Consider the following 12,451-nt stretch of genomic DNA (forward strand, 5'->3'; position numbering starts at 1 on the left):
CGGATGACTGATGGTTGGGTAAGTAAAATAGTCTCTTCAACTTTGACTTTACTAAGAATTTCAGGTCTGGGTCATATAATACAACAGATGCGACCGTAGGCCTTGCTACTTGGGTTCAATTAGCTAATTTCAGAGCTAAAAAATGAACGTAACGAACACGTACGCGGTATTATAGGCCACATAAATGTAATGTCAGGCAATGCGGAAATTAACCTATCTAATATTACTTGTAGAGCAATAAAGCTTTGTTTTTCAAGGTTAGTAAAAAGGCTAGACAGTCATGCTAGTAACGTATTAAATACCCTGGAGTAACAATAAAATAAATTAGCCATCGTTTTATATATACGCTTCATCGGTCTTAAATTATTTGAATGATAAATAATAAAAGTGCGAAGCTATTTTGCTTCGCACTTTTATTGAGTCCAGCACGGCTAACTATATTAGAAGCGATACTCTACACCTAGTGATGCTTGGTTAAAGTCTGTTTCCGTGTTTGCACCGTTCGCGACATTCTCCGCATTGAGTTCTACGTCGTACCACATATATTCTGCGTTAACTAAGAAGTTATCAGTAACTTTAAAACCCACACCGACACCAGCGAATACACCTTCATCATCTTTGTTGCCTTGGAAGCCCGCAACGTTGTAATCCGTCGAGTACCACATTTGACCGCCTTTTGCGTAAAGGTCGACACGATCAGCAATGGGAGCGGTAACTTTTAGAGCCGCTGTATAGCCGTCCGTTTCGGCATTTGCTAGGTTATTACCATAGCTACCGAAATCAATGTAACCACCTTCCAACGCTAAGTAAGGATTAAAACGGTAACCAACTAAACCTTGAATAACATCGCTGTCATCATCAAAGTCATCTTGTCCATCAACTTTTAAGTAACCGTAGTTGGCGCCAACATATACACCATGATCGTTGGAGTCCGCAGCATGTGATAAAGTACTAAACGTTGCTAAAGAAAAAAGGCTAATCAAAGTAACAACATTGCTTTTCATTTCGTTCTCCTAATATAAGTTCCATTGAAGGTTCGAATAGTAAAGAGCAAATGCAATGCCAACTTTAAATTAATGAAAAATATATTTAATTTTATAGAATACTGACAATCCTCTAAAGAACGCCGAACAAAAACAGAAAAAAAGATCTGTCTGTTTACTTTATATAAACAATACTAAATTGAGGTTAATCGATGATGTGAAAAAGATTCTTGTTAATTTGTAGATTTTTCAAAGAAATTAAATAAACATCTAAAATACTCTTGTAGATTAATCAGTCAAAAAACGCTTAGCTAGTTTTTATAAGAAAGGAAGCTAATCACACATACGTTGCATCTTACTTTGCTTCAAGCCGTGAATACTCTACTCTTTGCCTAAGCAGAGTTTAATGGAACTGAAGTATGTTAAAAGGCAGTGAATACCCTTCTATTCGAGCATTAAGGACGTTTGTCGCGGTCTCTAATTACCTCAGTTTCTCTAAAGCAGCGGATGCCCTATGTATTACGCAAAGCGCAGTAAGCAAACAAATCGCATCGCTGGAGCAATTGGTGGGTTTACCTTTAATACAAAGAAGGGCGAGTGGTATTGAGTTAACCGAAGAAGGCAAGCGTTATCTGCCGCAAGTCACAGAAGCTTTGGAGCTTATTCAGCATGCAACTGCCAACTTAATCCAGTCAGATTCAAAGCAAGAATTACTCACCGTGGACGTAACCCCTTCTTTTGCCAGCCTTTGGTTGATACCTAATATTGATGACTTCCACCAGCAACATCCTAACATCCGAGTAAGAGTCTGTACCGGGGATGGGAACGTCAAAGATTCGAGCAACGAAAGTGACTTACATATTCGCTGCCTTCCATTATCCACACATTATGAATACAGCCACTTACTGTGCGAAGAAACATTGTTATTAGTCGGTTGCACAAATGCTCCTGCAATTGAGAGTGTGCACGCTGTTAGTAATTATCCGTTTATACCTCAAATCACTCGCCCTCAGCTATGGGAGCAATTTAAAACTGTCTACACTGTAGAATCTCCCGTTACCTATCAACCTGTAGGCGTCGAACATTTTTACCTAGCTTGCGAAGCTGTCAGAATGGGAAAAGGGCTCGCCTTGCTTCCTGATTTTATGGCGCAGTATTCGATTTTAAGAGGGGACATTCAGCATGTTCTCAACCTAACTTTACAGAGCGGTTATGGTTATTACGTGATGATTCCAAATTATCGACTTTCAGCTAAAAAAGTAGTGGCATTTCACGAATGGCTGAAGAGCAAGCTAAGTTAATGTTGTTTCTTTAAACTCGTTTAGGTAAACCAAAACAACTCAAAGACTTCGGTATCTGTCTGCTCAAATTTATGGCATTCTCATCCATACTATTTAAAAAGGATAAATGGATAGTACGATATGGACAGCAACACGCCAAGACTCTCTTTACGCACCATTGAGCCGACCGATTACCCAGAGCTCGCGGAATTAATGGACCTTGTTTTTCCTGATGTTGGTGGCTCATGGCCACGCCTGACCATCATGGATCTTATTCATCAGTTTCCTGATGGACAAATCTGTATTGAGGATAACGGAAAAATTGTCGGCGCAGCGCTAACAATCAAAGTGGACTACAACCGATTTTCACTTCCTCACCTGTACACCGACATCATCACCGAGAACAACGTCATCCAAAACCAAGTGACCGGTGACGCCATGTATGGTCTCGATGTATTTGTTCACCCGGACTACCGTGGGCTGCGTTTAGGTCGCCGTCTGTATGATGCGCGTAAAGAACTTTGCCGGAGTAAGAATTTCAAAGCAATTTTAGCCGGTGGTCGCATCCCGAATTACCACAAATATGCTGACGAACTGAGCGTGGCTGAATACATCGACAAGATAAAACGCCGTGAGCTTCACGATCCTATTTTGTCTTTTCAGCTTGCAAACGACTTCGATGTCAAACGTATTATGCGTGGTTACTTGCCAGAGGATAGTGCTTCTAAAGGCTACGCAACTCTGCTGGAGTGGGATAACTTCTTCTACGAAGAGGATATTCAATCCGTACATGATGTAGAAAAAACGCTGATTCGTATTGGTGTTGTGCAGTGGCAAATGCGTGCTATGAATGACTTAGAGGACTTGCTCGATCAGGCTGAGTTCTTCATCTCTTCTCTTGCGAACTACAAAGCCGATTTCGCCCTATTCCCTGAATTCTTTAACGCGCCGCTGATGGGATTGCAAAACGACCAAAATTCCGTCGAAGCAATTCGCTTTTTGGCTAGCTTTACAGAAGAGATCAAAAACCGCTTCTCGCAGATGGCAGTCACCTACAACATCAACATTATTGCAGGCAGTATGCCCGTCATCGAGGATGGCAAGTTGTATAATGTGGCCTACTTGCTGCAACGAGATGGTGAAATAAACGCTCAATATAAGATCCACATCACGCCCCATGAGCAAAAAGACTGGGTGATCGACGGTGGTGACAATGTTCAAGTGTTCGAAACCGATGCAGGCAAAGTCGGCATACTGATTTGTTATGACAGCGAGTTCCCAGAGTTGGGAAGAATGCTCGCCGAGCAAGGCGCACAAATTGTGTTCGTTCCTTTCTGGACAGACACAAAAAATGGCTACCAACGAGTACGAATCTGTTCCCAATCACGAGCCATCGAAAACGAATGCTACGTTGCAATTGGGGGCAGTGTCGGCAACTTACCTCGTGTTGATAATGTCGATATCCAGTACGCACAATCTGCCGTATTTTCACCGTCGGATATCTATTTTCCACACGATGCGACCTTGACAGAAGCAAGCGCCAACACCGAAATGATAATCTTCGCTGATGTTGATTTGACTAAGTTGAAACAGCTTAATACCGAAGGCTCTGTCACCAACTTACGTCATCGCCGCCTTGATTTGTATGGTGCATTCACCAAAGCCAAAGAGTCATAAGGATCTCCCTAATTCGCCGCTACCAAAGAGCGTGGCGGCGAATAAAGCCTGCTGCAGGTTGATTCTGCGCAATTATCAGAGGCATGTCAGTTTTTCTCAATGGTGAGAAACAAGAATTGACCCAATAGGACATTCGGAGTATCACTCCAACTTCGTTCCGCTTTTATTAGGGGAAAGCTTTTGGAACATATTAACGAACTTCTCATGTCAATGAAGCCTTTGCTTGAGCAATACGGCTACGTTGCGCTGATTGTCAGTATATTTCTAGAAGGGATAGGTATCCCGATGCCTGGTCAATCACTGATGATCGCGGCATCTTTGCTCTCGTCAGAACAAGTCATGAACCTAAGTATGGTAATGATGGTATCGTGGCTGAGCTGCTTTTTTGGTAATACCTGTGGCTACTTAATCGGTTATTACTTTGAGGGGTGGTTAGATAAAAAAGGCTACATTTCCGGCCCGAAGATGCAAACGCTTCAATTGACTATCCAGAAATACGGCCCTACGTGCTTGGTGGTCAGCCGCTTTATTGAAGGAATGAAGCAATTTATGCCTCTTGCATGCGGTATCGCGAAAATGCCACGTAGAGAGTTTTTGCTCGGTAACGCCCTCGCGGCGACGGTTTGGGTATTGGTATTCAGCTTGTTAACTCACTTTGCATTTGAACATTTAAGCGTGTTGAGCAACCTGTACACCGAATACAAATATCTGGTATGGGCATTTGCTGCTGTCTTATTTACGTGGATGGTTTTAGGTATTGTTAAACGCAAAAAAGCCAAATCAATGCAATAACGACAGTCTCTTCATTAGCGCATAACTAAAGCTCGTGGTATCAGTGAGATACGCAACACGAGCTTTTATCTTTTTCTTTACGTGTAAAATTTAAACAGCCATTTAGACGTCTAGACGTTGACAATGTAGAAATGTGATATTAGTCTGCTCTTCTCTCTTATCATTAACATTGTCGTTTACATGTCCGGTTCCCAACAAACTACTAAAACAGTTGCACCGTCTGCGGTCGCACTGATCCCATTAATTGTATTCCTTGCGCTATTTATTGGCGTAGGCACTTACTTATCTTTGCAAGGCGTGGAATTTGCCTTCTACCAGCTGCCTGCACCCATCGCGGTATTACCAGCCATCATCATTGCGTTTCTTTTAAGTAAAGAGAAACTTAACCGCTCAATCGAACACTTCATGCGTGGTGTTGGCCACCCAGACATCATCGCAATGTGTATGATCTATCTGCTTGCAGGTGCCTTTGCTGCGGTAGCAAAAGCCTCTGGCGGTGTTGATGCAACAGTGAACCTTGGTTTATCCGCTATTCCAACCAGCATGATTTTACCGGGCATTTTTCTGATTTCTGCTTTTATCGCAACAGCAATGGGGACTTCGATGGGTACCATCGCAGCCGTTGCCCCCGTAGCGTTGGGTATTGCTGAATCAGCAGGAATGAGCTTACCGTTAACCGCAGGCGTTGTACTGAGCGGCGCTATGTTTGGTGATAACCTTTCTATCATCTCTGACACCACCATCGCGGCGACACGCTCTCAAGGTTGTGAGATGAAAGACAAGTTTAAAGAGAACATTCGTATTGCTTTACCTGCGGCGTTGATCGCGATTGCAGTGTTCGCTTTCAACAGTACTGCGACTCAAGTGCCTGCAACTGGCGATATTGAGTGGCTAAAAGTCTTGCCGTACATCACTATTTTGATCCTAGCGGTATCTGGTGTGAATGTGTTTGTGGTTCTGTCGATTGGCATTCTTTTGGCTGGCGGCGTGAGCTTGGCATCGATTGACAATTACGGACTAACTAATCTAGCCCAAGACGTATACAAAGGCTTTGGTAACATGCAAGAGATCTTCTTGTTATCCATGCTGATTGGTGGCTTGAGTGAACTGATGCGTCGCCAAGGTGGTCTTGCTTTTCTAACAAATTTCGTTAGTAGCCTTATCCACGCGTTTGGCTCTAGTCACTCTAAGCATGCGAACAGTCGTGCAAGCGAGCTAGGTATTGCAGGTTTGGTATCAATGGTCAATGGCTGTACGGCAAACAACACCGTAGCCATCATTGTATCGGGCAGCGTTGCTCGCCAACTGGCGGAAGAGAATAATGTCTCTCCTCGCCGCTCAGCAAGCTTGTTAGACATTTTCTCATGCGTGGTGCAAGGCGTGTTGCCTTACGGTGCTCAAGTACTACTGCTTGGTTCCGTGTTCAACCTCTCGCCACTTGAAGTAGTTGCCAATTCTTACTACTGTTTTGCATTAGCGATAGCGGCTGTTGTCGCGGTGTTTATCAAACATCCCGCTCGTCAACCTGTAGCGCAAACTGAGAACTAACGACAAATACCGAAAAGGCTCCGATGGAGCCTTTTTACTTTCCTTTCTTCTTTTTTTCTTTTCCGCGAGCAGATTTACTTCAAAGCTGAACGCAAACTTTGCGCACTGCGTAAAGGAATCGCAAAGCGATGCGCCACATCGCGTAGAGCTTCCACCTGAGCCGCGTTACTGATTGCTAATTCGCCTGCCACATCGAAGTGGTTATTCTCAAACCCCACTCTAACATCGAATCCAAGTAACATCGCACTCGCTAAACAGTCTTGCTCTCGCGCACCAAAAGCACAAATGGCACATCGAATTTCTTCCTCGACAAAACGCGCCAAATTCAAACCTCGTAAATCCCATGGCGAAGACTGTTGAGCTTGGTGATAACGCCCTAACACCACTAATGCATGCTGATGCGTTTTAGGTAACACGCCCGCATCACGCAGTTGGAAATAACGTTCAATGTCGGTTGCATCGTAGAGAATAATTTGGCTCACGATGTTGTGTTCTGCCACCCAATGGAAAAAGGCATGCCCTTCTTTCTCACTTGCGCGATCAGGGATTAACTCCCTCAATGCAAAAGAAGCCGCTTCTGGTTTCACAGCTTTAACTAACGCCATCTGTTGTGGCGGAGAATACAAGCCCACCGCCTCTGTGGTGAGCTGTACCATCATGTTTTGTCCCACCGCTTCTTTCACGGCATGGTAAATTGCCATGTTGTCGTCGATGTCTAATGAATGACGTCCGTTGGCGTCTCTAGCATGTAAATGGATCATGGCAGCCCCTAGCGTTTGACAAGCGATAGCCTCTGCAACCAGTTCGTCTGTTGTCATGGGTAAGCTGGCGTGATCGTGCTTAGTTTTTCTTGCACCGTTTGGGGCCACGATAATGGCGATAGGTTCTCGCAAATATTGGTTTGCTACTTCCATGTCTCCGCCACCTCTTTTAACGTTAATGAGAGTTTACCGACTAGTTCATCAATATGATGAGACTGAATAATGAATGGCGGTGCGAGCAAAATATGGTGCCCATTAACGCCATCAATCGTTCCGCCCATTGGGTAGCACATTAAGCCATTTTCCATTGCTCGCTGTTTGATGCGTTTGTCTGCCAATGTGGCTTTACTCAGAGGCGCCTTGCTTTCTTTATCCGCCACCAGCTCAATGCCAAAAAACAAGCCTTTACCACGAATGTCGCCAATGTACGGTAAATGGGCCAATGCAGAAGTAAGCTCATTACGCAGCAAAGCACTTTGCTGATTCACCGCCGTTAATAAATCATCTTGGAAGATGGTTTCAATTGTTGCCACGGCAGCAGCGCACGCCACAGGGTGCGCCATAAAGGTATGACCGTGTTGGAAAAAACCGCTTCCATCAGCAATAGCTTGATAGACTCGATCATTCGCAACCACCGCGCCAATAGGTTGATAGCCCGCACCAAGCCCTTTAGCCATACACACCAGATCGGGTTCTGCCTCTTCTTGCTCAAACGCAAAAAAACTGCCACTGCGTCCAACGCCACACATGACTTCATCCAAGATCAATAACACATCGTATTGGTCGCATATTTCGCGAATACGCTTGAAGTAACCTTGTGTGGCAGGCACAGCTCCAGCGGTGGCTCCCACAATGGGCTCAGCGACAAAAGCCATGACATTATCAGCCCCCAACTCAAGAATTTTTGCCTCTAGCTCATTCGCCGCTCGCAATGAGTAATCCAATTCCGACTCATGACTCTGCTGATAACGATAAGCATAGCAAGGGGCGATATGATGGCTCGGGTGTAAGATGGGTTTGAACGGTTCACGTCGCCATTCATTACCTCCGACAGCCAGAGCCCCCAAGGTATTACCGTGATAACTTTGCTGACGCGCGATGAATTGCTTTTTCTCTGGCTTACCTGATTCCACGAAATACTGCCGCGCCATTTTTAGTGCCGACTCCACCGCTTCTGATCCTCCACTGACTAAATACACATGGTTGAACTGTTCAGGCATGTACTGACAAATCAATTCTGCTAGGCGCTCACTGTTGTCACTAGTAAAAAATCCAGTATGAGCAAATGGCACTCGCTCGATCTGTTCCAACATGGCTTTTTTAACGGCGTGATGACTGTGGCCAAGGTTTGATACCGCAGCACCACCACAAGCATCGAGATACTGCTTTCCATGCTTATCGAATAGATAAACACCTTCACCTCTATCGATGATTGGTAGCGTGGCATGGCAATGACGGTGAAATACGTAAGACATTTGAGTCCCTTCCAATGTGTAATACTTGCACACATCATCAGGAACAAACCCAAACGTGACAAGAGAATAAATCTCACCCTCTATGAGCTTTTGGAATGCCACAAACCAAAAACACCAAAACCCTTGATATTTAAACAATAAAATAAAAATAGGCCAGCTTTTTTAAAGGCTGGCCTATGGGTAACCCAAAGCTAAAAACAGAATCGTTTTACGAGTTTAGTGCCTGTTCTAAATCGGCTAGAATATCGTCAATATGTTCAATACCCACCGATAAACGAATCATCTCTGGAGACACACCAGCTTGTTTTTGTTCTGCTTCGCTCAATTGACGATGAGTCGTCGATGCAGGATGGCAAGCCAATGATTTTGCATCGCCAATGTTCACCAAACGCTTAAAGATTTTCAAAGCATCATAAAAACGCACACCAGCGTCATAACCATCTTTTAAACCAAACGACAAAATCGCAGAAGGCTTACCTTTCATGTATTTTTCGGCGAGATGGAAGTGTTCAGAACTTGGCAATCCGGCATAACTTACCCAACTGACTTTGTCATTCTGTTCCAAGAATTCAGCCACTTTGAGTGTGTTCTCGGTATGGCGCTCCATACGCAGCGGTAACGTTTCTAACCCTTGCATAAGCATAAATGCATTCATCGGTGATAATGCTGCTCCGGTATTACGCAGTGGTACGGTACGCGCACGCCCGATAAATGCCGCCTCACCAAACGCTTCGGTATACACCACGCCGTGGTAAGAAGGTTCTGGTTGGTTGAAAACAGGAAAGCGGTCTTTGTGCTGTGCCCAAGGGAATTTACCGGAATCCACAATCACGCCACCCAATGTGGTGCCATGCCCACCAACGTATTTAGTGAGAGAGTGAACTACGATATCCGCACCAAATTCGATGGGTTTGCAAAGCACTGGCGTCGCAACAGTGTTATCCACAATCACAGGTACGCCTTGTGCATGAGCAAGCTCCGCCACACGTTCTAAATCGATGATATTACCCGCAGGGTTCCCAATGCTCTCGCAGTACACCGCTTTGGTATTTTCATCAATTAACTCGGCCAAACTTTCTGGCTTGTCATCTTTGGCAAACTTCACTTGAATACCTTGATTTGGCAGCATGTGCGCAAACAAGGTGTAAGTACCGCCATAAAGTTGCGGCGTAGAAACGATGTTATCGCCCGCTTGCGCTAACGTCAGAATCGCATAGTTAATCGCTGCACTCCCCGCACTCACGACCAACCCGGCAATGCCGCCTTCTAACGCTGCCATGCGTTTTTCCAGCACGTCATTAGTCGGATTCATGATGCGAGTGTAGATATTCCCCGGCACTTCCAAGTTAAACAGATCAGCACCATGCTGCGCGTTATCAAACTCGTACGCAACCGTTTGATAAATCGGTGTCGCGACAGATTTGGTGGTCGGGTCAGTTTCGTAACCAAAATGGATGGATAGCGTTTCGTCTTTCATGTTCTTCCCTGTCTTTCATCACTCAAATAGCGGCAAGAAAAGCACTTACCTTGCTTAAAACTTATATTGCCCAATTTTTCAACAAATAACGTAGGGGCGAATCACAGAGATAAAACGCTAATTCAACTGTCCAAGTAACCAGTGACGAAACGTTTCTGTCGCATTCGTACGTGTGTTCATGATCAAGTAATACCCTGCATTGGCAGGAATCGGTTTGAATGGAGAAACCAAACGCTCTGTCGTCAATTCATCCTCAATCAGTGCCATTCGTGCCATCGCAATCCCAACGCCAGCTTCGGCTGCAGACATCGCCATATCCGTTCGATTAAAAAAGTGTCCGATATCGGTTTTAAAATCCAACCCCATCGCTGACGCCCAATATAGCCACTCATAGTCACGCGTCGCTTTTTCCCATGGCATCGCATCGTGTAGTAGCGTCGCCTCTTGCCATTGCTTCACTGGCATTGAGTTTTTTTGCTCACCAAACAACGTTTTTAGCCAGCCATGATCCTCAAGGTATTTTGGACTCATCACCGGTAGCAGATGCTCATCCAAAATCAGCTCCGCGTTAGCATTTCTATAAGGATGAAGACCATAGTCAATTGCGACGTCATAGTCTTTTATCTCACTATTTACCAGCGCACCTTCCGCAAAGATTTGTACTTGGATATCCGGATTATCATGATGGAAGCTTTCGAGCTTTGGGACTAACCATTTGAAAGCAAAAGAAGGCGTCAACTTCAAACGAATTTCATTGGTTTGCTTTTCTACTTTGAGCTCATCAAGCAATTTGCTCAGTTCCGAAAAGTGAAACTGCGTCGCTTGGTGTAACTGAGTGCCTTTTACGGTTAAACGAATACCGCGAGAGTGGCGTTCAAATAAAGTAAAACCTAATAACGCTTCCAAATGAATAATTTGTTGGCTTATGGCACCAGTGGTGAGGTGTAAATGTCTTGCGGCACCAGTAAAGCTGCTGTACTCCGCGACTTGGCTAAATAGGCACAAACCACTTATCAGATTACTTTTCATCCTTGAGCCTATAGTTTTTCTAAACGCAGTGTGTAATTTATATCGATTGTTAACAAAAGGTAAAGAAAAGAAACTGAGCACTCTGATAAATGTGTGGAGTGCATCAATGGAAGTCATCGTATTAGGCAGCGGCGTTATCGGCTTAACCTCTGCTTGGTATTTATCTCAAGCAGGCTATCAAGTTACCGTCATTGACCGCCAAGCAAGCAGTGCCATGGAAACGAGCTTCGCCAATGCCGGGCAGATCTCATATGGCTATTCTTCGCCTTGGGCTGCGCCTGGTGTTCCTGTTAAAGCCATTAAGTGGTTAATGGAGGAGCATGCTCCACTTAAAATCAAACCCACTCTGAATGCCGACATGATCCGCTGGGCGAGTAAAATGGTCGCGAACTGCACCCTACCTCGCTATCAAGTTAACAAGGCTCGCATGCTTTCGATCGCTAACCACAGCCGTATTTGCTTAGAACAGTTACGCCAAGAACACGCCATTGAGTATCAAGGACGTCAGTTTGGGACCTTGCAAGTATTCCGAACACATCAACAGCTGCAAGCCATTGAAAAGGACATGCAGCTCCTTGAACAAAGCGGAACCCGATTTAAGCTAATGGACGTCGAACAATGTATTGAACAAGAGCCAGGGCTTGCACTTGTGAAAGACAAACTGGTTGGTGGCTTGCATCTACCTGATGACGAAACGGGCGATTGCCATCAATTTTGCCAACAACTAACGGAGCTTGCTAAGGCACACGATGTCCGATTTGAGTTCGATACTGAAGTAAGCAATTGGGTTACAGTAGGCAAAAAGATCATAGGTGTCCAAACGAACCGAGGACAATTTAAAGCAGACCAATATGTAGTGGCCTCTGGCAGCTACTCTACAGCGCTACTCAAGCAACTCGATATTGATATTCCGGTCTACCCTGTCAAAGGCTATTCACTCACCATCCCGATGGAGGATGAACACTTCTCTCCTCGATCTACTGTGATGGATGAAACCTATAAAGTCGCTATGACTCGATTTGATGACAGAATTCGCGTAGCTGGCACCGCAGAATTAGCAGGGTTTGATGCTTCCCTTCCACAAAAGCGCAAAAACACCATCGAAATGGTCATCCGTGATCTTTTTCCTCGTTGTGGTGACTTCAGCCAAGCTGAGTTTTGGAGCGGCTTTAGGCCAATGACGCCTGATGGCACACCAATTATCGGCGCGACTAAATACGATAACCTTTTTACTAACACCGGACACGGAACTCTGGGCTGGACGATGGCTTGTGGTTCAGGTCAATTGCTAGCAAGCGTAATGAAAGGTGAAAAAGCAAAAGTGATGGATAATGCGGAGCTTAACCTTTGTCGTTACGCCTGAGGACATCACTGAACAAAAAACAGGCAGACACTTACTCCACAAAATGCATAACCACTGGCATTTTTA

General features: G+C 44.8%; 10 protein-coding genes. 5 read left to right on the forward strand and 5 right to left on the reverse strand.

The genetic code is table 11. The features are described from left to right. Positions 1 to 440: 440 nt before the first annotated feature. A complete protein-coding gene (locus tag R7E00_RS15635; RefSeq protein ID WP_238843017.1) occupies positions 441 to 1,004 on the reverse strand; it encodes a porin family protein in 564 nt (187 codons plus the stop codon). 398 nt (positions 1,005 to 1,402) lie between these two features. Here R7E00_RS15635 and R7E00_RS15640 point away from each other — a divergent pair, with 398 nt between their 5' ends. The 4 genes from R7E00_RS15640 (at position 1,403) to R7E00_RS15655 (ending at position 6,280) form a co-directional block, all read left to right on the forward strand. Next, positions 1,403 to 2,284 carry a LysR family transcriptional regulator gene (locus R7E00_RS15640; RefSeq protein WP_005383740.1) on the forward strand — a complete coding sequence of 294 codons (882 nt, stop codon included), beginning with the start codon at positions 1,403 to 1,405 and terminating at the stop codon, positions 2,282 to 2,284. A gap of 120 nt (positions 2,285 to 2,404) precedes the next feature. Then, the gene (locus R7E00_RS15645; RefSeq protein ID WP_005381670.1) at positions 2,405 to 3,940 is read left to right on the forward strand and encodes a bifunctional GNAT family N-acetyltransferase/carbon-nitrogen hydrolase family protein; all 1,536 of its coding nucleotides are present in this window, start codon (positions 2,405 to 2,407) and stop codon (positions 3,938 to 3,940) included. 204 nt (positions 3,941 to 4,144) lie between these two features. Then, positions 4,145 to 4,732, forward strand: coding sequence for a DedA family protein (locus R7E00_RS15650; RefSeq protein WP_005383738.1), 588 nt, complete (start codon positions 4,145 to 4,147; stop codon positions 4,730 to 4,732). A gap of 180 nt (positions 4,733 to 4,912) precedes the next feature. Beyond that, positions 4,913 to 6,280 carry a Na+/H+ antiporter NhaC family protein gene (locus R7E00_RS15655; RefSeq protein WP_005381672.1) on the forward strand — a complete coding sequence of 456 codons (1,368 nt, stop codon included), beginning with the start codon at positions 4,913 to 4,915 and terminating at the stop codon, positions 6,278 to 6,280. 74 nt (positions 6,281 to 6,354) lie between these two features. Here the strand turns inward: R7E00_RS15655 and R7E00_RS15660 are convergent, their stop codons facing one another. The 4 genes from R7E00_RS15660 to R7E00_RS15675 all read right to left on the reverse strand — a co-directional run bounded on the left by R7E00_RS15660 (position 6,355) and on the right by R7E00_RS15675 (position 11,022). Beyond that, on the reverse strand, positions 6,355 to 7,194 hold the full coding sequence (locus R7E00_RS15660) for a 3-keto-5-aminohexanoate cleavage protein (protein WP_005383736.1): 840 nt from the start codon (positions 7,192 to 7,194) through the stop codon (positions 6,355 to 6,357). Next, entirely contained in the window at positions 7,185 to 8,516 is a 1,332-nt protein-coding gene (locus R7E00_RS15665; RefSeq protein ID WP_031780846.1) for an aspartate aminotransferase family protein, read from the reverse strand. The genes R7E00_RS15660 and R7E00_RS15665 overlap by 10 nt, the downstream gene beginning before the upstream one ends. Before the next feature lie 208 nt (positions 8,517 to 8,724). Continuing rightward, a complete protein-coding gene (locus tag R7E00_RS15670; RefSeq protein ID WP_205460833.1) occupies positions 8,725 to 9,993 on the reverse strand; it encodes an O-acetylhomoserine aminocarboxypropyltransferase/cysteine synthase family protein in 1,269 nt (422 codons plus the stop codon). A 117-nt stretch (positions 9,994 to 10,110) separates the two neighbouring features. Continuing rightward, positions 10,111 to 11,022, reverse strand: coding sequence for a LysR substrate-binding domain-containing protein (locus tag R7E00_RS15675; RefSeq protein WP_137281744.1), 912 nt, complete (start codon positions 11,020 to 11,022; stop codon positions 10,111 to 10,113). A gap of 106 nt (positions 11,023 to 11,128) precedes the next feature. On the opposite strand from R7E00_RS15675, the gene R7E00_RS15680 reads away from it, so the two are divergent. Continuing rightward, positions 11,129 to 12,385 carry a D-amino acid dehydrogenase gene (locus R7E00_RS15680; RefSeq protein WP_171344843.1) on the forward strand — a complete coding sequence of 419 codons (1,257 nt, stop codon included), beginning with the start codon at positions 11,129 to 11,131 and terminating at the stop codon, positions 12,383 to 12,385. Positions 12,386 to 12,451: the final 66 nt, after the last annotated feature.

It is taken from the genome of Vibrio sp. Vb1755 (genome assembly GCF_033338635.1).
Lineage (GTDB): Bacteria > Pseudomonadota > Gammaproteobacteria > Enterobacterales > Vibrionaceae > Vibrio > Vibrio alginolyticus.